We start from the raw sequence: 24,795 nt of genomic DNA, 5'->3' as shown, positions 1-24,795 counted from the left end.
AGAAGCGGAACGCGGAGCGTCCCTGGCGGTATTCCCACGCGGGAGCGTGGGAACGATCCGGGCAGGAGTGATCGCTTACTTCGGGCGATGCATCTTGAACAACGCCTCAGGCCCCAGCTGAAAATAATCCGCCGGCCCGCCGCCGCGCAGAATCGGCTCGGCGGCGGCGGTGTCGTACACCCCATCCTTCAACAGCCACTTGGCGATATGCACGGCGACCACTTCGCCGAGGATCAGCCAGCTCGGCACAAGCCCTTTGTCCGCCCGTTGCAACTGAATGATCTGCGTGACCTTGCATTCGAAGGACACCGGGCTTTGGGCCACGCGCGGTACCTGGATCACCCGTGACGCCACCGGCGTCAGACCCGCCAGTTCGAACTCATTGACCTCTGGCGCGACCATCGCGCAACTCTGGTTCATCTGCTCGGCCAGTGGGCGTGTGGCCAGGTTCCAGGCGAATTCGCCGGTCTGTTCGATGTTGTTCAGGCTGTCTTTGCGCCCGACGCTTGAGAAACCAATGATCGGTGGAATGTAGTTGAAGGCGTTGAAGAAACTGTAGGGCGCCAGGTTCAGGCGGCCTTCGGCGTCCTGGGAGGAAATCCAGCCGATGGGACGCGGGCCGACGATGGCATTGAACGGATCGTGGGGCAGGCCGTGGCCGTTGGCGGGTTCGTAGTAGTGGATATCGTCGGGCATGGGGCTGAGGGTCCGGTCGAATTCAAGGAGATGTCGGCGATAGTGCAGCGGGGCAACGACTTTGTCAGCACTGGCCGCGCCGAACGCGGTTTTTTGGTTGCCGGTGATCCAGTGTGGGAGCGAGCTTGCTCGCGATAGCGGTCTGGCATTCACCCATTGATGCAAGCTGATCCGACGCTATCGCGAGCAAGCTCGCTCCCACATTGATCTCTTGAATCAGAGAATTGCATCCGCTTCTTGAGGCTGCGCAGTTTCCATACCCAAAAAACAACTAAGCCCGGCCGAGGCCGGGCTGTAAGGGGGACTTTGTGGGATTAGCTGATGGCAGCAGTGTTAGTGCGGTCGAAACCATCTTCAGCGACGGCGGCGCCATTGGTGCGGTCGAAACCATCTTCAGCGACGGTGGCGCCGTTGGTGCGGTCGAAACCATCTTCAGCGACGGTGGCGCCATTGGTGCGGTCGAAACCATCTTCAGCGACGGCGGCGCCGTTGGTGCGGTCGAAACCATCTTCAGCGACGGCAGCGCCGTTGGTGCGATCGAAACCATCTTCAGCGACGGCAGCGCCGTTAGTGCGGTCGTAACCATCAGCAGCAACAGTGGCAGTGCCAGTGCGGTCGTAGCCATCAGCGGCGATAGCGGAACCGGTGCGGTCGAAGCCATCGGCGGCGAAGGTGTTGGCAGCCAGTACAGACAGGGTCAGGGCGAGGATCAGTTTGGTTTTCATGGTCGTGCTCCAGAGTGGTTGGCGTTAAGTGCCTTGGGTGTGGAGTTCATACTACGCTCGATAATTTGATTAAAAAGCGCAAAAAAACGCTTAAACAAATCGATTAAATCGATGTGTTTGTGGTCATTTCAGGTCGGGCGAAAATCTCATCACCGAAGTACAGGATTGCGTTTTGTTGAGAATGAGAATGGAGGGCAGGCATTAACCAGAGATTAATGTCAGATAAATCTTTCTACATGCGCAACGAAAGAAGGGGCGGACCTGTTCAGGTCCGCCCCTTCTATTTGCTGCAATCAGGATGTCAGTCGGTCACGATCCGCGAATGCTTGCGGGTGTCTTTCATGGTGATATAGACCAGCAGCGACACGGCGATGCACGCCGTGACGTACCAGTAGTAGCCGGTTTCCATGCCGATGCTCTTGAACCACAGGGCGATGTATTCAGCGGTGCCGCCGAAGATCGACACGGTCAAGGCGTACGGCAGGCCGACGCCCAGGGCGCGGATTTCGGTGGGGAACAGCTCGGCTTTCACCACAGCGTTGATCGAGGTGTAGCCGCTGACGATGATCAGCGCGGCCATGATCAGGAAGAACGCGCCCCACCAGGTCTGGATGGTGTGCAGGGTGGTGAGGATCGGCACGGTGAACAGCGTGCCCAGGATGCCGAAGGCGATCAGGATCGGCCGGCGTCCGATCTTGTCCGACAGCCCGCCGATCACCGGTTGCAGGCACATGAACAGGAACAGTGTGGCGGCGGAAATGGTGGTGGAATCGGAGATGCTCATGCCGACGGTGTTCACCAGGTATTTCTGCATGTAGGTGGTGTAGGTGTAGAACGCCAGGGTGCCGCCCATGGTCAGGCCGACCACGGTCATCAGTTCCTTGGGGTGGCGCAGCAAGGTGCGCATGGCGCTTTCCTTGGATTTTTCTTTCTTGGTGAACGACTCGGTTTCTTCCATGCCGCGCCGCAGGTACAGCGCCACGACCGCGCACAGGGCGCCGATGGCGAACGGAATGCGCCAGCCCCAGGCATACAGCTGCTCGGTGGTGAGGAACTGTTGCAACACGATCAGCACGCCGAGGGCGATGAGCTGGCCGGAAATCAGCGTCACGTACTGGAAGCTGGAGAAAAAGCCGCGACGTTCCTTGGTCGCCATTTCGCTCAGGTAGGTCGCCGAGGTACCGTACTCGCCACCCACCGACAGACCTTGGAGCAAACGGGCAAACACCAGCAGGATCGGCGCGCCGACGCCGATGGTTTCGTAGCTGGGGCTCAGGGCGATGATCAGCGAGCCGAAGCACATCAGGTACACCGAGGCCATCAACGCCCGTTTACGCCCGGCGCGGTCGGCGTACAGGCCCATCAACCACCCGCCGATCGGGCGCATCAGGAAGCCCACGGCGAAAATCGCGGCGGTGTTGAGCAACTGGGCGGTGGTGTCGCCCTTGGGGAAGAAGACTTTGGCGAAGTACAACGAGAAAGCGGCGTAGACATACCAGTCATACCACTCGACCATGTTGCCGACCGAACCGCTGAAAATCGATTTGATCCGGCTGGCGGTGGTTCTTTCACGGGCGGGCACGGCAGCCGACCCAATGGGCAGGGCGTTGGAGTTGTCCATTGAAGGATCCTTCGTTTAATTGTTTTTGTGGAGCGCGTGGGAACGCAGCCTGCCAGGGCTATAGCAGGAGCCGTGCCACAGGATGGAGGGCCGGTCTAGAGGGGTTAGCAGCATTGAATGAGCGGAAATCCGCTTGTTTTTGTCTGAGCGTGAGCGGGAATCCGCTTACTTGGAGGGGCTGTGTTGTTGTGACCGGCCTCATCGCGAGCAAGCTCGCTCCCACAGGGTGATATGTACACCGGACAAAATGTGGGAGCGAGCTTGCTCGCGAAGAGGCCAGGCCAGTCACTGCAAGAAGAACGACTTAACAGAGGCTCCTTGGCGCAGCTTCTGTCCAGTGCCAGCCTCAGGGCGAACTCGTCGACGGCGTGAACTCCAGCTTCAACTCGCCCCGATACTGCCCGGTGTTCTTGTCGATCTGGTTGAAAGCCGGTGTGTCCAGGGTGATGGGCCATGGCGTGCAAACGACCGGGAAGGGCACGTTGGGCAGGCGCACGGAGCGGATATCGGCATTGTCGATACCGGTATGGGTCACCGTTTGTCCCGACACATGCTGGGTTTCGCCCAGGTTGGCGGTGCGGGTGCGAACCCGGTATTCGATCCGGTTTCGCTCACCCGTGCCACCGGAGGCATGGTGCACGAAGAAGCGGCCCTCCATGCCAGGCACGGGGTTGGTGCCGGTGACGCGCACCTCGTAGCGCTGGCTGTTGGCGTTATAGCCGTCGTAGAGGCAGGCATCGACCACCGCTTGGCCGGATACGACGCCGCCCGGCCCGCTGCTCAATGGCCGGGTGCGCAGGTTCAGGTCCACTTGCGGGGTGCTGATGCCGTAGGCGGGCAGGTAGATCTGCACGTTATTGTGATCGGTGACGTCCAGCTTGAAATCCACGGTGTAGATATGGGCGTCTCCGATCGGCTGCGAATAGAACCTCCTGAGCTTCATGACCAATTGTGCCGTCCAGATGCCACCGGCGGGCAATTTGGCGAGTTCCGAGCGAGGAATCCAGAGGGTGGAGGCCGTGCCCGTCACCGAGACGTCGTCCACGCAAATATCAGATGATGTCGAGGTCAGCATCCAGGTGGCGTCCGCCCACGTTCCACAGGGACTGTTGAGCGGGTGTCTGCGCGTGATGTTGCCTTTGACAGTCAAGACCACGGAGAGTCGGCTGCGTTTTTCCGTGAAACGCAGCCGTATATCGGTGGTGCCATACCTTCCTCCGGCGGTGGTCAGGCACTGGCCTGTCGCGGGATCGGTGTTGGACAGACAGACAAAGTGCATTGTCCTATAGCTTGAATGTTCCACAGGCTGCTCGTGCCAGCCATGGGTCATCCGCGTCCAAACGTAATGGTCGGCGGGCGGAGCCGAGCGGTCGAACTGCAGCATCTCGGATTGATAGTGGTTGCCGGGATGGATGTCCCCGAACACCGGTAGCGCAGCGAACGCGCCAATCAGTGCGCCCAGGCGACGAGCCCAACGGTGGAAGATCGAAGTCATGGCTGGTTTCTCTTGTCTGGCGATAACGCGGCGCTGCGGTGCGCCGTCCAGCGCTCCAGTCGGTCGGGGTTGCGCAGGTCCTTGGGCAGGGCGTCCAGGGTGGTGCTCTGGCAGGTGAGCGTGCCGACCCGGCGCAAGCTGCTGTGGGCGGTCGCGGACTGCACGGCGCAGGCATGCACCCCGTTCAGGTCCAGGGCGAACAACGGTTGTGGGTGCTTGTTGAGATCGACGACGAAGCTGCCGTCCTCGGCGGTTTCCATCATGGCCGCGTTGAGGATGGCGGCCTGCGCCAGCGGTTTTCCCTGGGCGTCCACCAGGCGTCCGACGTAGGTGTAGCTGAGGCTGGACTCGATGTGCTGCACCGCCAGCTTGCCGGGGGGCAGGAACCAGTCGCGGCTGCCGTTGCCGACGTTCACCGAGCTCAGGTTCTGGCGCGAGGCATCGGCATCGCTGATGCGGGTCTGGGAGACCTGGAAGCCGTTGACCGGAATCAGCCGTTTTTCGCCGAAGCCGATGCTGGTCTGGGAACCGTAGCCGCCACTGACCTTGGCCGCGGCACCGCTTGCGTTTTCCACCGGCGCCGCGACGATGCCGACGGCGGCTCCGGGGCCTGTGCCGCCTTGGCCGTTGCCCCAGAAGAAGCCTTCGCGCCCCAGTGCCAGGGAAGAGGCGTGGTTGCCGCTGAGCCCAAGGCGTGAATCATGCCGGTCGCCGCCGCGCTGCGACAGCGCCAGGCTCGTTTCGCCCCAGCTGCGTTCGAGACGCCCGGCCAGTTCGGCGTCCCAGCGGCCGAGGTCGTCGTAACCGAGTCCGGTATTGATCTCGTTCCGACCTTGCTCGCCGTCCCAGACTCGGGTGTGGGCCAGGTTGGTCCGCACGCTGTCGCTGGCCGCCTGTTCGCGGCGCGCGTCCAGGCCAACGCTGGTGTGTTGGAATCCGCCGGAGGTCGAGCGCTCGTTGTGAGACAGGCTGAGGGCCAAGTACAGACCGTGGTCGGTCGGCCGGTTGCCGCTCTGATTGCGAAACGCGCCCACGCGGTGGGTGAGGTGGAATGGGCCCAGGCGATGCCCGCGGGAAAAACCCAACTGCAGGGTGCGGGCCCAGGTGGCGGTCGTCAGTCCGTCGGTCAGGTCCGGTTCGCCGGGCAACGTATTCCAGTAATAGGACGGGTTCACCTGGGCATAACGGTTGTAGCTGTAGCCGGCGCTGAGGGCACCGCCGGCCAGTGGCAGCGATGCGCTGGCCGTCAGCGATTCGTTGCAGCCACTCTGCTGGTAGGTGCGGCGGCTGTGCTCGCAGGACGGGCTGCGCAGCGAGTAGCGATAGAGGTTCCAGGACAGGCCATGGTTGAACGTGAACTGTTGGCTGTTGCCGCTCGCCCCGTCATTGCCCTCCAGGATGGCGGCCGACAGCGACCAACTGCTGGCGCCCAGCGTGCCGGCCCAGTCCAGGCGGCTTTCGTTGTAGAACGCGGTGTCCAGCCATGTGATCCCGCTGGTGAGTGCCAGGTTATCGAGCAGTGGCACCCGCAGGCCGGTCTGGGCCACGGCGGCGGGGTCCTGCTCGTACAGGGAGTGCTCGGCCGTGCGCCCGCCCTGCAAGAACCATTGCACGGTGTCATCCCCCAGGCCGTTGCCGTCAGTGCGGCTGAAGGGCACGGTTTCGGTACGGGTCACCTGGCCGTTTTCGATCACGCGCAGGGTCACCGGATAGCTGCCGTTGGGGAACGTCCGGGTGTCGACGTTCTGCACGCCGGCATCCAGGTAAGAAGTGGAGAGCAATTCTTCGCCGCGAAAGGCATCGACGCGGGCGCGTTGGGTCAGGATCAGGGAGACGGGCGTGCCCTGTCCGACGACGTCGCGATTGAGGTAGGCCAGGGTGGTGCCGACGCGTGCGCCGTCGATCCGGCCCAGGGGCAGCAGGCTGAAGTTGAAGTTACCGCCTTCGGCGCTGGACAGGTTGCTCATGTCCATGCGTCCCGCCTGCGCATAGTGTTCGCGATCGAAGTCGTGCCGGTAGTAGGCGTTGTTGAATTCCAGGTTGCTGTCGCTGCCGCGCTTGTTCTGGTTGGCCTGGTAGATCCAGGTGAAGCCCAGGTGGCTGTTTTCACCCAGGCCCAGTGCGCCGAGGCCGCTGGCGCCCAGGGCGCGGTAACTGTCGGACTGGGCAATATTGATGTTCTGCCGGTGGACGAGGGCGTTCTGCGCTTCGCTCGGTGTGTGCAGCCGCAGGGCCGAGGCCTCGTTGGTCGGCAGCCAGTCCTTGCGCAGGAGCACCTGCAGGCGGGCGCCGGCCTCGTCGAGAATCACGGCCACGGCCTCGGTTTCGAGATAGCCACAACTCGCCTCGCTGGCCAAACCGTAGGAGCAGGCCAGTTGGCTGTTGCTGGGCAAGGGCTGTGACAGCAGTGGCAACAGTTCCTGAGGCGTGGCCAGCGCGCCGGCCTCCACCAGCAGGGCCGCGATGCGCTCGGGTTGCTGGAATTCGATCCGACCGGGGCGTACCAGCACCGGGTGCAGGCCGAGGTTGCGGTTGAACAGTTGTAGCTCGAGTTGTTCCACCTGCCCCTCGACCAGGGCTTCGAAGCCGGCCGGTACCCGAGTCAGGTCGGCGGGCGTGGCCGCTACGGCATCGGCCAGCGCCCATGAAAGGGAAATGGAGAGTGCGGTGAAATGGAGTTTCATACGGGGCCTTGACGAAGAAAAAGGGGAGGTACGACGGTGCCGTACCCCCCCTCCGGGGAGGACCGGTGGTCGTTACGGCTGCTGTGTCAGGACCAGGCTGACGATGCCTTCGTAGCGGCCGGCGTTCGCGATGGCGCCGACGGTGGTCTGGCGGATATCCAGCAACTGCTCGATCGAGCCGCTGCTCGGGTCGCCACCGGGGAACAGGTCGGCGGCCGACAGGGAGACACCGGTGGTGTTCAGCGCCCGTCCGCCGAAACTGACAGACAGGGGCACGCCGGTGGCCGCGGGATTGGTCATGTTGGCCAGCACCGGGTTGGTGATCAGCCGCAGGGTCATGTCCTTATCGGTGTCATTGCTGAAGATCCGCGTGCCCAGACGGGTAGGTTGCAGACCGGCGCCCGGCAGGTAGGCCATCTCCATGGATGCCGGCAGGGGGCTGCCATCGGACTGGAGCAGTTCGATCGTCGGATCGACATCGGCGTAGACCAGGATGCTTTTTTCCACCGCCAGGGCGGGCAGTGAAACCAGGGCGGCCAGTGCCAATGGAGCGATTTGGAGCAGTTTCATGGGGTGTTGCCTCTTTGCTATGGATGAACAGGGCCGGACCACGTGCAAGGCACGTAGCTCAGGGTTAAAAAAGGGTTTGGAGGTTGGGGCTTTAAGGCAGCACGGCCAGGGTGCGGGGCTGCTTGTCGTCACTGGTCACGAAGCGCATCAGCACGTTGCCGTTTACGCCGGGTGGCGAGACGGGAAGTGTGCTGCCGGGATACAGGCTGCGATTGACGTCGTTCCAGATGCAGTCCTTCTCGCCCTTGGTGTCGGCGCAGCGGCCGACTTGCAAGACGCCGACGCGCAGGGTGCCGTCGTTGCGCAAGGCGCCGCCGTTCTGTTGCAGGCTGATGCTGGTACGGCGTTCGTCGGGCAGCAGGCGCACCAGCGCGCCCCAGATCAGGTTGACCCCGATCCTGGGCTGCACGCCTTGGTCGGAAAAGGTTTCTTCCAGGTCCGGCGCCGCCACCGGCTCGAAATAAACGCGGTAGACGGTTTCCTCGGTGGGGATCGCTTGCGCGATAATACGCACCGTACGACTGGCGCCGGGGGCGAGTACGGTGCGTTGCGGCGATACGACGATGCCCTGGCTATCGGCGGGAGACAGCGGGCTTTCATGCTCGTCCGGCGTGCCGGGGCGCTGGATCCGGGTCACGCTGACCTTGATGTACTGCACCTTGTCGGATTTGGAGTGCAGTTGGATCTGGCCGATACCATCCTGCTCGGCACCGATGGTGCTGGTCATCGGGTAAACCACCATGTTTGCGGCCGCCGGCATCGACAAGCCGAGCACCAGCGTCAGGAATGCCAGCTTGCTCAAGACAGCCCATCGAATGGTAAATGTTTGATACAAATGCATGTCTGACCTCAAGTAAGTGAGAAAACATCAAGGTTTTCAGTACGCTTGATGAAGGATCTCGCCCTCGACCCCGGACCCGTGACGGAGAAGAGAAATCTCTCGTCCTGGGGGCGAGCTATATTTGTGTTACTTCCTTTTGTGCTACAGATGCATCCCTATTTCATGTAGGAAATTTCCAAAGTAGATTCAGACCCAACGCACCTGAACGCGCTGGCTGCCGTCAATGAGGTGACTTCTCGGGCGCACGGCACCGGCACGGGCATGGTGGATTCCTGTGAGGCAAAGATGAGTGTTGTTTGTCCGAATTATTTTGGTGGGATATTTACACCATGTCAATAGATTTGGTGGGTTATATCCACGTTCGCCTGCGCGAAGAGATTGATCGTTGCGGTTTGTCATTGGCCGCAGCATCTCGGGCCGCTGGGGAGTCCAGCCCGCAACGCTTGAAGGAAGTGGTGTCCGGGCGGCAGAAATGCCCGGCCGATCTGGTGGCGAAACTGGCGGTGATCGGCGTGGATGCGCAATACGTCCTGATCGGCGAACGCGTTCAAACCGCGAAACCGTTATTGGCGCCTGATGAGGAAATGCTATTGGAGGGATACCGCGCCCTGGACGTGGCCGGTAAGAAACGACTGCTCGCCGGGTTGATGTCGGGCTAGCCAGGTGACTGGCCTCATCGCCAGCAGGCTCGCACATCCAGACCTGTGTACACATGGCCCCCTGTGGGCGCGAGCTTGCTCGCGAAGAGGCCGGAACAGGCGCAGAACATTCAGCCCCCCGACAAAAACATCTCCCGACTCAACCCATGCCGCTGCATCTTTTCATTGAAGGTGCGGCGCGGCAGTTGCAGTTCTTCGAGCACCGCTTTCACATCGCCTTTGTGCCGCGTCAGGGCGGCGCGCAGGCATTGGGCTTCGAAGGCTTCCTGCTGAGCGGCGAGGGACTGGCCGGGCTCGCTCTCCAGGGCCTGTGGTTGATCGAGCCCCAGCACCTGGCGCTCGGCGACATTGGCCAGTTCACGGACGTTACCCGGCCAGTCGTGGCTGAGCAGATGGCTCAATTGCGGGCCGCTCAGGGGCGCGGCGGCGCGGCCCAGGCGTTCGGCGGCGCTGTGGGTGAAATGCTCGAATAGCAGGGGAATGTCTTCGCGCCGTTCACGCAGTGGCGGCAGGCGCAGCTCGGCGACGTTCAGGCGATAAGCCAGGTCTTCGCGAAAACGCCCGGCCCGGGCTTCATCCAGCAGATCGGGCTTGGTCGCGGCGATGATGCGCAGGTCCACGTCGATGCTCTGGTTGGAGCCCAGGCGTTCGAGCTTCTGTTCCTGCAAAACCCGCAGCAACTTGACCTGCTGGGCCAGGGGCATGCTCTCGATTTCATCGAGGAACAGCGTGCCGCCGTTGGCGTATTCGAGCTTGCCGATGCGCTTGCCCTGGGCGCCGGTGAAGGCACCGCTTTCATGGCCGAACAGTTCAGCCTCGAACAGCGATTCGGGGATGGCCGCGCAGTTCAACGCGACGAAGGGTTTGTTCGCCCTCGGGCCGAAGTCGTGCAGGCAACGGGCGACCAACTCCTTGCCGCTGCCGGTTTCGCCACGGATCAACACATTGACCGGCAGGGTCGCCAGATCCAGCACCTGACGCCGCAGGTTTTGCAGCGCCCGCGAAACCCCCAGCAACGTCCCGTCGAGCCGGGCCCTGGCGTCGGCCTGCTCATGCAAACGACGGTTCTCCAGCACCAGCGTGCGCTTGTCCAGGGCCCGACGCAGGCTGCCCAGCAGGGCTTCGGGGCTGAAGGGTTTCTCCAGGAAGTCGTAGGCGCCATCGCGCATGGCTTCCACAGCCATCGGCACGTCGCCATGGCCGGTCAATAGAATCACCGGCAGGTCCGGGTCGCGGCGGCGCACTTCGGCCAACAGCTCCAGGCCACTGAGCCCGGGCATGCGCACATCGCTGAGGATGACTCCGGGAAAATGCCCCGGCAATTGCGCCAGGCATTCTTCGGCGCGGCTGAATAACTGCACGTCGAACCCTGACAGGCTCAACCATTGCTCGACGGCACTGCGGATGCTGACTTCGTCGTCGACGAGGATGACCTTTTTTAGTGTGGAGTGGCTAAGCATGCAGGTGCGCCTCCTGGTCGATGGGCAAGGTCACGCAGAACACCGCGCCATTCTCATGGTTGTCCGCTGTCAGTCGCCCGCCGGATTCATGAATGATCGCAAACGAAACCGCCAGTCCCAAGCCCAGGCCGTCGCCCACGGCCTTGGTGGTGAAGAACGGGTCGAAGACCTGGGCCAGGTGTTCTTCGGCGATCCCGGTGCCGCTGTCACTGACGGTCAGGCGCCACAATTGGTCATCCGCCTCCAGGCGTACTTCCAGGCGCTTGAGGGGCTGGTCGAGCATGGCGTCGAGGGCGTTGCGCAGCAGGTTGATCAACACCTGTTCGAGGCGGATCGCATCGCCGCGCACCCACGCCGGGCGAGTCAGGTGCAGCACGGTGCTGACCTGTTCGTCCCGCAGGCGCGTGTCCAGCAGTTGCAGCGCCTGGTCCACCACCGTCGCCAGGTCCAGGCGTTCGCGCAGGCCGCTGGGGCTTTTGCGAGCGAAGGTTTTCAGGTGGCCGGTGAGGGCGGCCATGCGGGTCAGCATCTCGTCCACCGGTTTGAGCGCCTTGTAGGCATCGTCGACCCGACCGTGATCCAACAGCAGACGCAACGTTGCCAATTGCATGCGTTGGGCGGTCAGCGGCTGATTGATTTCATGGGCCAGGGCCGCCGACATCTGCCCCAACGCCGCCAGCTTGGCCGATTGCACCAGGCCGTCCTGGGCCGTGTGCAGGTCGCGGGTGCGTTCTTCCACCAGGCGTTCAAGCTCTTCGCGGCTGCGCTGGCGCAGTTTCGCCAGGCGCCAGCGCTGGTTGAGAAACAGCAGCAGAAACACCAGCGCCAGCCAGGATCCGGCGGCGGCGAGCCCGGCATTACGACGGTCTTCGAAGGCGATCTGCGGGCGGCGCAACAAATGCAGCGTCCAGCCTTCGGCGGTCAATGGCAGGGATTCCCACAGGTAATCCGCCGGGCCATCGGGGGTTTCGACCCGGGCCAGGCGACTGTTGTCGTCAAAGTGCCGCAGGGGCTCAAAGGCTAGGGGTTGCAGCGGTTGCTTGTCGTATTGGCGGGTCGCCTTGAGTTCGGCGCGGTCGCTGTCGGCCAGGGGGCGCAGGTGCCGATAACGCCAGCCGGGTCGGTTGGCGATGAAGATAATCCCTTTGGCATCGCTGACCAACAGGGTGTCGCTGCCCTGGCGCCATTCGCGTTCAAGCTCGGGAAACTCCAGCTTCACCACCATCGCGCCAAGGAACTCACCGTTGTCGCCGGTCACCGCGCTGGAGAGGAAGTAACCCGGGATGCCGCTGGTCACGCCCACCGCATAGAAACGCCCGGTGCCCTGGGTGCGGGTCTGGAGGAAATAGGGCCGAAAGCCGTAGTTGTGTCCAACGTAACTGCTGGGCAGCCGCCAATTACTGGCCGCGACGGCCAGGCCGGTGTGGTCGAGCAGCTCCAAGGTGGACGATTGCGCGGCACCGTTGATCTGTTCCAGTTTGCGATTCAACGCATCCTGTTGCGCCGCAGTGACCGGCCCCTTGAGCGCCGAGCGCAATTCCGGATCCAGCGCCAGCACGGCGGGCAGGGCGCGGTAGCGTTCGATCAGGGTATGCAGCGAGTTGGCGTACAACGCCAGCTGCTGGTTGGCACGGTCGGCGTCTTCCACCAGGGCCTGGCGTTCGGCGTGACGCACGGCCAGGGTGGCGGCAACGATGGCGCCGCTGAGGATCAACACAATGGCAAGGAACAGACGCAAGGGGCGAGGCATTGCGGGCATGTGAGTTCAAGAGCAGGACTGGGACAGGCACGATAGCACGCCGTCTGCCTGCGGTGATGCGCCTCGGTCCCGGGGATTTTCGCGCTCTGACAGGCTCGGGTGAGGTGGCCAGTGATACCGGCGGGCCTGAAATTTCCAAGGGTGAGGTTTTGTTTGGACACAGGTTTCGACTGGCTCTGATGGCCATGTCCATTTAGCGTAGCGGCTTCACTTGTCATGGATGACTTGAATACATGCCCAATACACGAACGTTGGTGCCGACGGCACCGATGCACGCATTACTTTCCAATCCCAATGAATGGCTCGCCGACTCGATGCCCGACTGGGTGCCGGGTCTTTCATCGAAGCAACGTACTGCGCTGATACAGGCGGCCGGGCCGATAGTCCCCGGGCTCGCCCAGGCCCACGCCGAGGATCGGCGTGCCTTGAAAGAGGCCCTGAGTGCGAGCTGGAAATCCCACAACAAACTGGAAGAAATGCTCGACCGGCTGCAGCCGATCGAAACCTTTGCCGAACCGTTGTTGGTTGCCGCGTTGAAAAAACGCTGCAACATCACATGGGATGTCAGGGAAACCTTTCTGAGGCTCTACATTCCCGAAGGCGTGTCGGTGGCGTACAGAATCAGGACGATTTCCCTGCTGGATGCCGCCCTGCAAAATTTCGAGGCGAAAGAGGCTCGTCCCGGGTTCTTCGACGAGGCCTCCCGCTTCATTACCCGACCCTCGTCGAACGGGCAATTCGATATCCTGCCCCTTGGCAAGACGCTCACCGTGCCGGTTTTCGTGGCGCTTTGTCGGGAGCTGGACATCGGCGGACAGTATCAAACCTATCTGAAGAAGTTTCTGCTGCCCAACGACCCCGTCGCCGATTCGGCGCTGCAGGACCGCGTGCAAAACAGCGACAAGGATGCATTGCGCGCGGCAGCGGCGTTAGCGCGGGTCAAGGGCGATATCGGTCCGGAGGCCTATCGAGTGCTACTCGATCTGGCCGGTGGCAAGCGCGCTGTCGATGAGCGCGGCACCCCCCAGTACTGCCATGACCTGACCCTGCTCGACACCCCGCTGACGGGCATCGTGCTGATCGGTCCCGACCTGGAACAGAGCCGGCAGGTCGCGCCAATCCTGGTGTACATCCCCCACGACCCCGAGCATCCCGTCAAGCAGTACAGCTCCACGGTTGCTTTCCTGGAGGCGTTGACCGGGCGATTGCGCTCGACTCCTTATCAGCGGTTCTTCAGTCGCTTCGTTGCCCAGTCGCGCCGGGGGCTTTTTTTTGCCGCGCTGGATGCCCGGCTGTTCACCACCCCACGCCAGCCCTCCACTGCTTTCGCTTCGCCAGCGCCCCGACGCAAGCCTGTGCCAGCCCCTAAACTGCGCATGACCTGCCGTCGGGTGGCGGGCGATATCTGGGACCATGGGTTCGAACAGTGGCGCAACCGGATCGTCCAGGACGCCCGGGTAATAGCAGTGCCAACGGGGGATGAGGATCTCAAATCCCGCTGGGCTCGCTGGGACAGTGTCATGCACGTGGCCGAGACCGTGTTGGAGATGGCCGCTTTCGTGGCGGTGTCTTTTGTGCCGGTACTCGGTGAAGCGATGATGGCCTACACCGTCTATCAATTGCTCGATGAGACATTCGAAGGGATTGCTGCGTGGTCGGTGGGGCGGCGGGCTGAGGCGGCCGCGCACTTGCTCGGGGTGGCTGAAAACATGGCGCTGCTGGGGGCCTTCGCGGTGGGCGGGAAGGTGGTAGGGGCTGTGCGGTCTGCCCGGCCTTCCGCCTTTGTCGAGCAGATGAGGGTGGTCGAAACCCGCCCCGGGCAGTCGCGTTTATGGCACCCGGACCTCGCACCGTACGAACGAACGTTGGCGCTCGACACGCAGGCACGGACACAGGCCAATGGTCTTTACGTTCATCAGGGGCGTGAGGTCCTGGTGCTCGACGGCCGGCAATTCGTGGTCGAGCAAATGCCCAGCCCGGGGCCGTATCGTATCCAGCACCCCACGCGTGCCGATGCCTATGCCCCAAGGCTCGCCCACAACGATGCTGGCGCCTGGGTCCATGAGGCCGAACGTCCACAAACCTGGCAAGGCACAAAACTGATGCGGCGCCTGGGGCACCACGTCGAGTCGTTCTCGGACGAGACCCTGGAACAGATCCGTATCGTCAGCGGGGTCGAAGAGGATGTCCTGCGCAAACTGCATGTCGAGCATGAGCGGCCCGGGGCATTGCTGAGCGAAACGATCAAGCGTTTCAAGAGCGCGCAGGACATTCGACAGGGCGTCGAACCGGTCGATAGCGATGCGGCAGGTGCTGGAATGGTTGCCGACGCTCAGTTGCTGCACGGCGAATTTCCACAACTGCCTGGCGCTGTGGTGGACGAACTGCTGGTTGACGCAACGAGCCTGGAACGTCGGCAGATGAGCGAGCAACGGCACCTGCCCTTGCGCCTGCGCCAGGCGGCCCTCGCGGCCCTGCAGGAATGGCGCATTGTCCAGGCCTACGAAGGGTTGTACCTGCCCACGAAGGGCAACCCCGATACCTGGCGGCTGGCGCTGCATAGCCTGGCACAGTTGCCGGGATGGCCGGCCCAGGTGCGTATCGAGATCCGCGACGGGGCGCTTGAGGGACCGTTACTCGACAGCATCGGGCCGACTTCCGCATCGCCCCGTAAAGTCCTGGCATTCAAGGAGGTGGCGACCGCCCAGCCTTTTGGCGAGCAGGGTAACTCGGTGCACGGTGTCGATGATTTCTATACCGACATCCTGCAGGCCTTGTCTGAGGCAGAGCGCCGTGAGCTGGGCTACCTCGTCAGCCAAGGCCCATTGTTGAGCCAGGCCATCAAGCAAACGCCGCTGGATCGCCCCGCGTTTCGCGACATCCTGCGCGACGCGGCGGTTGTGCCGGCGATGGAGCCACCGATCGTCACGCGTTTGACGGGTGGGCGGCAAGGGTATGAACGGGTCGATGAGCGCCTGCTCGGCACGGGGGGCGCGTTGAACCTGGAGGCGCGGTTCAAGGCGCTGTATCCCGCTGCATCGGCCCAGACATACGCCGGGTTTGTTGGCTCGTTCAGCTCCGAACAAATGGCCCTGGCCAGCCTCAGGGGGCGTGAGTTGGAGTTCGAGGGGCTGAGCAGGGCGCTGGAGAGATGGGTGGCGATCGAGCGAGGCGATAGCCTTCCTATCGACCAGCGCTACCACAAGGGAAAACTGGCCTCGACCCTCAAGCAATGTTGGCGGGCTGCCGTGGATGCGTTGCCCGAGGGTTATACGCTGGATTTGAATCACCACTGGACAAGTGACTTTCTTGACGACTTTCCCAGCCTGGACGTGAGTTTTCCCCATGTGAACGCCGTGCAATGGCGCAACGGCGCATTGCGCACCGATATCACCGGGTTTCTCGGTTATTTTCCCCATCTCAAGCGTCTGGACTTGAGTCATAACGAGCTGGTGACGCTCCCTCGGCTACAGGAAAATCTTGCCGGGCTACAGGCGTTGGACCTTGCGCATAACCAATTGAGCCTCACGCCCCAAAGCATCGCTGACCTGGGCGGCCTGAGCCGTCTTGAAGTGTTGAAACTGAGTCATAACCCGGCCTTGACCCTGCTACCTGACATCAGCCGCATGCCGGAGCTTAACGTGCTGGATCTGCACAACACCGGGGCCACTGACTGGCCGCCGGGCTTGTTGACGATCGGCCGTCCACGCTCATTCGAACTGGATCTGCAAGGCAACCCCATCGCTCGCATGCCGGATGTGACGCCAGGTTCCGAGCAGGCCCGGTTGATCGCCCGTACCCGTTTGAGTCGTGACGAGTTGCCGGACGAGTGCCTTCGGCAATTTCAGGATTACCTGCGTTCGGTTGGCTATGACCCGATGCGTAGCTATCCGCCCAAGGGCGAGGAAACCAGTCAGTACTGGCTGGAGGGCCAAGGGACCGAGTTGCGAGCGGCCAGGCAACGTACCTGGGATGAGCTTGAGCGCGAACCCGGTGCCCAGGGTTTCTTCGAAGTGCTGGAACAGTTGACGCAAAGCGCCGATTACGTCGACGAGGCGTTTCGTTCGTCATTGACGGCGCGTGTCTGGCGGATGCTGGACGCAATGGCGCAGGACACGCCCTTGCGCGAGGAGCTCTTTCGCAGGGTGATCAATCCGGATTCCTGTGCGGATGCCGGTACACAGCTATTCAACGAGATGGGTGTGCAGGTCATGGTCCATGAGGCCTATCGAGCGGGTGATCCGGTCCAGGTCCAGGCCAGTCTGTTGGCTTTGGCCAAGGGTAAGTCCCGACTGGACCGGACCAATGAGATCGCCCGTGACCTGGTCCTGAAGCGGTTGCAGGCAGGGGAAACCTTTACCGCTCTGGATGAAGACGGTGAGATCACCGGGACTATCGATGAGGTGGAGGTCTACCTGGCGTTCCAAACGGGGTTGGCGCATAAGCTTGGACTGCCGTGGCAATCCAATGACATGTTGTTCAGGGGGCTATCGGGGGTGGACGATGCGGCGATCACGCAAGCTTATGCGTCGATCCTGGAGCAGGAGTCCGGCGACGGGCTGATCAATCAGATCATCGAGCAGCGGTTCTGGCGCCGATATTTGAAGACGCGTCATGCCTCGGCATTCGAAGAAAATTCCGCCACCTATCGCCAGAGGGGTGAAGCATTGCTCGACGAGCAACTGGCAGGAACCCTTTCGCAGCAGGAATACGAACAGAAAATGAACGCGTTGGCTTTTGCACGCAAGGAGCTGCTCAGGAGCCTGACCCGGCAGGCCCTTCATGAAATGAACCCTGACGGATGATTGGAGGCTGCCTGTCGACACGTGTTGTCGTGCCGACAGGCAGGCCCAGGCAAGGATGGTCAACTCGGGTAGGCTTCATCCAGCATTTTTCTCCAGGCTTCATGGGAGACATTCGTTCGTCCCGTGATGATGTTGAAGCCAGCGCCGCCGTTGTAGTTTTCTACCAGGATGTTGGCGCAGTTGTAGCAGGCGGGAAAGGCTTCGGCCCGGTCTACGCTCTGGAGCTTCTGGGTGGCAATCCTTACATGTTCAAGATTGTCTCTCACGTTCGGGAACAGCTGTATCAGGTTTCCTTGAATAACTTCCGCATGATAGCCCGGCGCCCCGGCCCCCTGGGGAGTCATGTTGTCGCTTTGCTCTATATGAGGCTTGACCAGATCTCTGACCAGATGGGGCAACGACGTTTCATACTCCACCCCGCTCAGGCCGGTAAAATCCATGCTCTCGCCTTTGAAAACTCTTATATCGGCTGTCCTGACGAGCGTTATGTACTCCTCGGCTAAATGACCCAGAAATTTATCTGGATCGATTTCGAGTACACCAAGATCGGCGAGATTCTCCCTCGGCAGATCTTTATTTCGCGGCTTGTAGATACTAATGCCTGGAACGGACTCCACCCCGCCGGCTGGCAGGGGCATGTTGAATACATTCATGATCATGATGGTGTCGGCGGCGTCATTGGTGGAAAACATGACGCCGGCATGGGCCGCCATTTTTTTCTTCTTGGCATTGGTGAATATGGCATCCGGATATTGTTTAAGATGTTCTTCTTCCAGTCGCGTATACACGTCCGTTTTGCCACTTCTGGCAGGCAAAGGGTGTTCCGCTGCGCCGCGCAGTATCTGTTCTGTTCTTCTGCTCAAGTTTGCATAAAAAACATTTTCTTTGGTTAACCCGGAAAGGTCCACGAACGACATCGGGTTATTCCCCACCATCGCATACAGATTCAACCCATCCACCGGCCCAGCCGGGTCCGGGTTGAGCCAGCGCATCATCCAGGGGGCGTAGTAACGAAACCCGTAGTAATAAAGTCCGCTGGCGTCGCGCTCTTTGCCGGAGTAACGAAGGGTTTTATAGCTGGCCTGCACGTGTGAATCCGCGGCCCACCACGCGGTGCCGCCGAAAGGGTAATAACCTTCGTGGCTGATGAGCCTGGCGTCCTGATCCAGTTCCTTCAGCAGGGAACCCAGATGGTCGTCAAGGCTGTAGCGCAGTTGGCCTTGCTCGATGTCATCCGGTCGGCCTTTTGCCCAATAAAGTCCCCGCACGTTAAAAGCCATGCCTTGCAACGCGCAGACGTGCAGTTCTTCGCTGTCGTCCAGGGTGTGGATTTCCAGGCCGGGTAAGTAGCGCACCTCGCGTACGTGGGTAACGGATGCCGCCTGGGTGCTTTGCCGTTTGCGCACGCGGCGGCCCTGGGCGTCATAGGCATAACGCTCGGCATCGTCGGCGGCGTCCTGGCGGTGCACCTGGGTCACGCTTTGCAATTGATTACGCGCGTTCCAGGCCAGGGATTGCCCGGCGGCCGGCAGGGACAATTGATTGCCCGATTCATCGAAATCGAGATCATCGCCGGGAGACGTTTCCCCCTTGCGCCAGCTGACGCAGCGATTGCTGTACGGAGCCAGGGTCAGCCACAACGTGTGCGCCCGTCCCGGGGTCGCGCTGCTGTGGATCAGTTTCTCCAGGTTGCCGCCAACGTCATAGTGGTAATGCTGGGTGTAGGGCGTGCGCAGCGAAAGGTCCGCCGGAGGGATCAGCCCCGGCAACTCAGGTTGAATGCCTGCTCCCGATGCTTCCAGGCCCGTGGCGCTTTCCAGGCGATACAGGCTGTCATAAGCGAAGGTGCGAATGCCGTCGATGCGCTGATTGGCGTGGTAGCGAGTGACGTGGGTGTGATCGGTGATGGACCTCACGTTGCCCACGGGGTCGTACAGGTAACTGAAATGCTGATGAACGTCGTTGCCCTTCACGGCTTTGAGTTCACTCAGGCGCCCGTCAGCGGGGTCATGGCTATAAGAGGTGGTGACGCCGTTACCGGTGGTATGCCTTTGGAGTTTGCCGTCTGCGCTGTACTGCAGGGCGTCAACGATCATTTGTGAAGTCGAGTCGCCCGCCCATTGCAGGTGGCAGCGCTTGAGCTGACCGGCGATGTCGAGAAGCATGTGTTGCGTATGGCCCTTGGCATCCGTGCGGTCCAGGGTTTCAATCATCGCGCTGTAGCGCCAGTGTGTGTCGTAGTGGGTGGGCTCAAGCATGGATTCGCGCTCGGCCTCGTCTTGGGGCCAGTGCGGCGAATCCAGCGTGGCGAGAAAGCGCTGACACTGGTGCAAGGGCGCGCCCGCCATTGAATAATCGACAATCGATACACGTCCCGCCGTATCGTAGTGTTCCACCAGGCGCGAGCATTGATTGTGCAACGCGCCGCTGGCCGAGTTTTCGCCGTAGCGCAGGTATTCGACGCTGGCCCACGCCTGGCCCTGCTTTCGCTCCCGGATGAGCGTAGGGCGCAGCTGTGTGTCGTAGTCGGTTTGCTGTTCGCTGCCGCGTTCGTCCCAGCGCCGCAGGTTTTGCCCGGCCACGCCGAAGAGTTCGCGACGCAGTCCACCGTCGACATTGTCAGTGCACAGCGGTGTGCCCGACAGGCTGTAGACGCTGCGCAGGTTGGCCGTTGGCGTGCCATGCAGTCGAGGGTCCCATTGGGCGATGATGCGCCCGGCAACGTCATAGGCCTGGGCCGTGACCAGCCTTTGGGGCTGATCGTGGGTCGCGCCGCGCAAGTAGTCCACTCGCCGCACGGGCCCGGCTCGTCCGTCGAACACCGCCAGCACGGGGGTATTTCGATGGGCCTGGCTCATTCGTCCGGCCCCGGTTCGGTGTCGTTGTAATCGTGGTCGCATTGGTACCACGGATGATAGACATGCCAGGCCTCATGCCCCTTGGCATTGATGACCTTGATCAGGCGTCCTGGCGGGTCGTAGAACTGCTGGTCGTGATAGCCGTTCACGCGCAGCGAGGCGTCGTTGATATAGCGCCAGGTATCGGCGAAATAGGGCCGATAGACCCGCGTGACCAACCCCTTGTTGTTGTACTCGACCCGTTCGCTCACCCGCCAGCGCCCTTGCGCCAGATGCTGGAGCGGCTTGCCGCCCTGCAGCATCAGTGAGCCGTCCTCGGCCACGGCAAAGGCTTGGCCGGCTTCGACCCGCTGCTTGGTTTGCAGGGCCCGACCGAAACCATCGACAGCGCTGACGGCGATGCGGATCTGCCGCAACGGATCGTCCGGGTAGCGATCGGCGCTCAGCACTACGCTGTGGGCGGGTTCACGGGCCGCGGCATTGATCAGCACCCAAAGCAGTTCCTCGGCGGCTGTGCGTTGCTTGAGTTGCGCCAGGCGGGCTCGGGCTGAAGCACGGATATGGCCGTCGGGTAGCAGGTAACGCGCGCGGATCCACTCGTCGCGCTGCGTCCAGAGCACCAGCGTGACGTCGAGCGAGCCCATCCAACTGAGCGCATCGGTGCGTACCGCGCTGGCGATGTCGCCCAGGGTTTCTTCCGGATACGCGATGGCGTGACCTGGCGTCAGGTCTTCGGGCGGACGGTACGTAGCGATGTCATCGAAGCCGGCCGGAACGCCGTTTTCGGTGCCATGGAACGTGACGCCCAATGGGAGCCCGCCAGGGCCGTACAGGGCTTGTTGGACATTGTCGTTGGCATCGACGATCCGCTGCGGCAACAGCGAGTGGTAATCGTATTGCACCCGGGTCGTGCAGCCGTCCGGCAAGGTGATGGCGGTGCGCATCAGATGATAAGGGTCATATTCGACCGTCGTGACACCGTGACTCTGGGTTTCCTGCAAGGCACTGACCTGGAAGAACCCTTCCAGAGACCGGTAGGTGGCAAAACCGATCTTTTTCGACCAGAGATTTTCAGCCACGTCCTGGTCGGGATCTTCCGGCAGGAACAGTTTCATGGGCTCATAGCCGACGCTCTGCAGTTGCTCGCGAATGTCGAAAGGTGGCGGCACCGCGTCATAGGCGTCCAGTGCCTGTTTGTCGAATTCGGCCACTTCCAGCGGGCCGCGCAAGGCCTGGAAGGCAATATCGTCGTGCTCGTCCACCCGATAGTTCTGTTCCTGGAGTGCGATCAGTCGCCGAGCGGCGAGCCATTGCGCGCAGCCCTGGTGTTCGAGGAAGGTTTCGTAGTTGATCTGCCTGGGGTTGAGTCCCTGCGGCAGTTCACCTTTCGGACGCTGCAGCCCATTGATCCTGGAGCGCCATGGCAGGCCCAGACGCTGGCGCAAGCCGGTGTCGTCGATCAGGTGCAGGTATTGGGCCCGTTTCTCGATGACATGAAACAGCTGCTGCTGTTCGTCATGTGCATCGCACCACCAGGTGTTTTCCAGTTCATCTTCGAAAGGCGGAGCGTCGAGGGCGGTGAGACGACGGGCGTAGTGGACGGCGAACCCGTGGATGAGCTGGCCGAAGAGGTTCCATTTCAGGTTGATGTCGTGCCGGCCTTGTGGGTCGTTGGAGAAACCGTCGTATTGATGGGTGAGGGTCTCCAGCTCCAGCACCAGCAGGCTTTTATGACGGGGATGAGGATGACGCAGCAGGTAACGCTGTTGCGTCACCGTATAGGGCCTGGGGAGACCGTCCGGATCGGCGGGATGGGTCTCACTGCGCAATACGTGACCGCCCAGGGCATAAGCCATTTCTCGAGCAGTGTCGGGGTCGGGGGTGATGATCTCGTCGGCCTCGTCGCCTTCATGGAAGCGGGTCAGCAGTGTCGGCCCCAACGGCACCGCGTCGGTGTCGCCTGCAAAACAGTCTTTGAGGGGCTGGTCGACGGTGCGACCGGTATGGAACCAGGTCTTGACCAGGACCGGTGCGGTGAAGCCCTCTTGCGTCTCGTCTTCGGGGATTTCGCTGTCGACCTGGTACAGCCGGCCGAAACCACGGAACTCACGCAGGCGACCATCGTAGTCGCCTTCGAAATAAGTGAAGCGTTGGGTCAGGCAATTACCGGTGATCTCGTCCCGCTGTTGTTGACGCGCCACCAGCGGCAGGGCCAGCGGCAGATAGCACGCCGGGCGTTTGTCCTGGGCCACGAGCTGCTGTTTCTCATCCAGCCAGTATTGAGCGCTGCTGCGATAAGCGAGGAAGGTGCCGCAGCCCATGTTGTTGTTCGTATCGTTGAGAAGATAGGGGCGGGCCGCGACGAAATCATAGCGCCAGTGCCTGGGCTTGTTGATATCGGTCATGTGGGGCGTGCTCAGGATCAGGCTGGCGCAACCCAGTCCTTGCAGATCGGCCAGGGTGACCTGGCACACATTGTCGTACCGCACGCCGGTGGGCCAGGGCACCCGGACCGGTGTCTGTTCGAGGCCATTGCCGCCGTGGTTGAGGTAGATGTCGAAACCATCGCTGTCGAGGTAGATCAGCGCCGGGGCGCCGGACCCGTCCAGGTCGGCGATCCGTACCCGGTCGGCGTCGAACTCACCGTAACGAAAGGGCAGGGCGCTCATGACAAATCCTTCGCCGAAACGCCCATGCCCCAGGTTCGGCCAGCATTTGATCTCATCGAAGCGGATGCGACACAGCTCGGTGCTGTCGCTGCCCAGCAGGTTGCCGAACATCACCAGCTCGCTGCGCACGTCGCTGAACAGAGGCAAGTCGCTGTCCGGTTCGTGGGGCACATTCACGCCAGGACCGAACCCCTGCTCGCGGAGGTTGGCGTACAGCCGCACGCTTTTGGGCCCGATCATGGCCAGGGAACGCAAGCCGTCGCCAGCCAGGTCACCCAGTTGCGCGGCCGGGTGCAGGAACTCCGTCGGGAAGCGCTGGAAGCTTTGGAAACCTGACCAGCTGCGGTCCGGGTTGAGGGTGTAGAAGCCGTTCATGCCGGGCTGGGCGATGATCCAGTTGAGCCGCCCGCTGCCGGTCAGGTCGGTCAACACTTGCAGCACCGCCGGATTGTCGCTGGCGACCGGGATATTCTCCAGGCGCGACCACGGGCCGTAGGCGATCTTGTCGCCACCGGCCTCGGCGCGCTCGGGTTCGCGGTAATACCAGCCATCGGTGTACCGGCAGAGAAAGCCCGGAACGCCCTCGCCGTAGAGGTCGACGCATTGATAGCGCCGACCGTCCTCGATGGCCGGCATCGTCTCGAGCTCAAAGAAGGTTTCAGGAGTGAGGTTGAGCTCGAAACCGCTGTACTGCAGTTCCATGGGGGGCCGGCATTCGACCCGACCCTCGACGTCCCAGGCCTGGTAATGGACGGCGGTCAGCAGGCTGTAGCCCAGTGCCGTCGGGGTGTATTCCAGCAGCAGTCGTTGTACCAGGGCGGGCTCGGTACCGGCGTCGATGGGAAAGTGATGGAACATCAGGACCTGATGACACAAGCGCCGCGTGCCGACTTCGAACCCATACCGGTAAGCGTGGATCGGGTCGCCGCGCAGAGGCCATGGCGCCTCATCGTCGGCCAGCCAGGAAGGTCTTTGCTCAAGATCGAGGGTGCGCTGGCCATAGTCGAACAGCAGGTGAAAATGCCAGTCCCGGTTTGCCGGGTCTACGTCTTCGAAACAGTAAAAGGTTTCGCTGGCCGTGGCGTTGCCGTAGCACACCCGGCGCAGGTAGCGCTGGGCGCGATAGTCGTGAGGGCCGTCGAACGGGCCGGGATCGGCTGCGTATTCGTAATAGATGTGCTCGCCGCAGGGACTGACTTCTTCCAGCAGCAGCCATTCGGCGATGCGTATCGGGGGGAGAGGATCAGCTTCGGGGTCGATGGGTTCGGCGATGCGCGAGGCTTCGCTGTTGCCATAGCAATACAGATGGCCGTTGCTGCCCTGGACCCGCCAGAACGGCGCGCGGCCGTCCGTGGGCGTCCAGAGTTCGTAGACATCGAAGGCGCTTTCGATCCTGGGGTAATAACGCACCACCGAACAGGTGGCGCCGCCTGGGCCTGCCTGGGGACGAATGATCGGCGGGTCCACGAGTTCGGGCCAACGCTCGACGCCGTCGGCATCGATCATCACATCGTCGTCGGCGTAGTGGGGTACGCCTTCGCTGCTTCGGCGAGCGATGCTGGCGACGGACAGCCGCATGCCGATACCGAAGGTGCCGTTGCCACTCTGGCTGTTATAGAACAGCGCCAGCGCGGGTGTCAGGTGGCGGGCACCGGACAAGGGCAATGGCAACTCGAAAGAAGCGGCCCCTCGCGTGCCGACAGGACCGATCCGGTTGCCGATCGTGGCAATGGATGCACTGTTGGTGATGGTGGGGGGCACAATCTGGAGGGGCGTCTGCTCTGCCATCGGGATCATCTCGTTCGGCAACGCCAGGGCCAAGACCCGGCAAAACATGAGGATGCCAAGAGATCGCCGATGGGTAACCTGTCAGGTCCGACAGGTGCGCAGGCAGGCCGATAAGTGGTAGATGCCCGGTCAGGGAGGACGTTGCCCGGATGGCACTCGCTGCAC

At 62.0% G+C, this 24,795-nt stretch carries 13 protein-coding genes; 2 read left to right on the top strand and 11 right to left on the bottom strand.

The features are described from left to right. Positions 1-75: 75 nt before the first annotated feature. The 7 genes from LOY70_RS23840 to LOY70_RS23810 all read right to left on the bottom strand — a co-directional run bounded on the left by LOY70_RS23840 (position 76) and on the right by LOY70_RS23810 (position 8,593). Entirely contained in the window at positions 76-696 is a 621-nt protein-coding gene (locus tag LOY70_RS23840; protein WP_265029527.1) for a flavin reductase family protein, read from the bottom strand. A 314-nt stretch (positions 697-1,010) separates the two neighbouring features. After that, positions 1,011-1,421: a heme utilization protein gene (locus tag LOY70_RS23835; protein ID WP_265029526.1), complete on the bottom strand. Its 411-nt coding sequence runs from the start codon at positions 1,419-1,421 to the stop codon at positions 1,011-1,013. Between the two features lie 301 nt (positions 1,422-1,722). Beyond that, positions 1,723-3,042: an MFS transporter gene (locus tag LOY70_RS23830; protein WP_060740863.1), complete on the bottom strand. Its 1,320-nt coding sequence runs from the start codon at positions 3,040-3,042 to the stop codon at positions 1,723-1,725. Between the two features lie 346 nt (positions 3,043-3,388). After that, positions 3,389-4,537, bottom strand: coding sequence for a CfaE/CblD family pilus tip adhesin (locus tag LOY70_RS23825; protein WP_265029525.1), 1,149 nt, complete (start codon positions 4,535-4,537; stop codon positions 3,389-3,391). Next, positions 4,534-7,221, bottom strand: a complete 2,688-nt coding sequence (locus LOY70_RS23820) for a TcfC E-set like domain-containing protein (protein ID WP_265029524.1) — start codon at positions 7,219-7,221, stop codon at positions 4,534-4,536. The genes LOY70_RS23825 and LOY70_RS23820 overlap by 4 nt, the downstream gene beginning before the upstream one ends. A gap of 72 nt (positions 7,222-7,293) precedes the next feature. Then, on the bottom strand, positions 7,294-7,791 hold the full coding sequence (locus LOY70_RS23815) for a CS1 type fimbrial major subunit (protein ID WP_025215276.1): 498 nt from the start codon (positions 7,789-7,791) through the stop codon (positions 7,294-7,296). A gap of 91 nt (positions 7,792-7,882) precedes the next feature. Continuing rightward, positions 7,883-8,593 (bottom strand): hypothetical protein, encoded by a 711-nt coding sequence (locus LOY70_RS23810; RefSeq protein ID WP_265029523.1) that lies wholly within the window; start codon positions 8,591-8,593, stop codon positions 7,883-7,885. A gap of 368 nt (positions 8,594-8,961) precedes the next feature. Between LOY70_RS23810 and LOY70_RS23805 the strand changes: the two genes are divergently transcribed. After that, the gene (locus LOY70_RS23805; RefSeq protein ID WP_265029522.1) at positions 8,962-9,291 is read left to right on the top strand and encodes a hypothetical protein; all 330 of its coding nucleotides are present in this window, start codon (positions 8,962-8,964) and stop codon (positions 9,289-9,291) included. Positions 9,292-9,401: 110 nt separating this feature from the next. Here the strand turns inward: LOY70_RS23805 and LOY70_RS23800 are convergent, their stop codons facing one another. Both LOY70_RS23800 and LOY70_RS23795 read right to left on the bottom strand, forming a co-directional pair. Next, positions 9,402-10,751 carry a sigma-54-dependent transcriptional regulator gene (locus tag LOY70_RS23800; RefSeq protein WP_265029521.1) on the bottom strand — a complete coding sequence of 450 codons (1,350 nt, stop codon included), beginning with the start codon at positions 10,749-10,751 and terminating at the stop codon, positions 9,402-9,404. Then, a complete protein-coding gene (locus tag LOY70_RS23795) occupies positions 10,744-12,510 on the bottom strand; it encodes a sensor histidine kinase (RefSeq protein WP_265029520.1) in 1,767 nt (588 codons plus the stop codon). The genes LOY70_RS23800 and LOY70_RS23795 overlap by 8 nt, the downstream gene beginning before the upstream one ends. A gap of 233 nt (positions 12,511-12,743) precedes the next feature. Between LOY70_RS23795 and LOY70_RS23790 the strand changes: the two genes are divergently transcribed. Continuing rightward, positions 12,744-17,315: an NEL-type E3 ubiquitin ligase domain-containing protein gene (locus LOY70_RS23790; protein ID WP_265029519.1), complete on the top strand. Its 4,572-nt coding sequence runs from the start codon at positions 12,744-12,746 to the stop codon at positions 17,313-17,315. 59 nt (positions 17,316-17,374) lie between these two features. Here LOY70_RS23790 and LOY70_RS23785 read toward each other — a convergent pair whose 3' ends face one another. Both LOY70_RS23785 and LOY70_RS23780 read right to left on the bottom strand, forming a co-directional pair. After that, positions 17,375-20,173 carry an RHS repeat domain-containing protein gene (locus LOY70_RS23785; RefSeq protein WP_265029518.1) on the bottom strand — a complete coding sequence of 933 codons (2,799 nt, stop codon included), beginning with the start codon at positions 20,171-20,173 and terminating at the stop codon, positions 17,375-17,377. Further along, positions 20,170-24,630, bottom strand: coding sequence for a SpvB/TcaC N-terminal domain-containing protein (locus LOY70_RS23780; RefSeq protein ID WP_265029517.1), 4,461 nt, complete (start codon positions 24,628-24,630; stop codon positions 20,170-20,172). The genes LOY70_RS23785 and LOY70_RS23780 overlap by 4 nt, the downstream gene beginning before the upstream one ends. Positions 24,631-24,795 lie beyond the last annotated feature (165 nt).

The organism is Pseudomonas sp. B21-054 (genome assembly GCF_026016345.1).
Taxonomy (GTDB): domain Bacteria; phylum Pseudomonadota; class Gammaproteobacteria; order Pseudomonadales; family Pseudomonadaceae; genus Aquipseudomonas.
The sequence above is the reverse complement of the archived record's forward strand: the minus strand, read 5'-3'. Positions and strand labels throughout refer to the sequence as shown.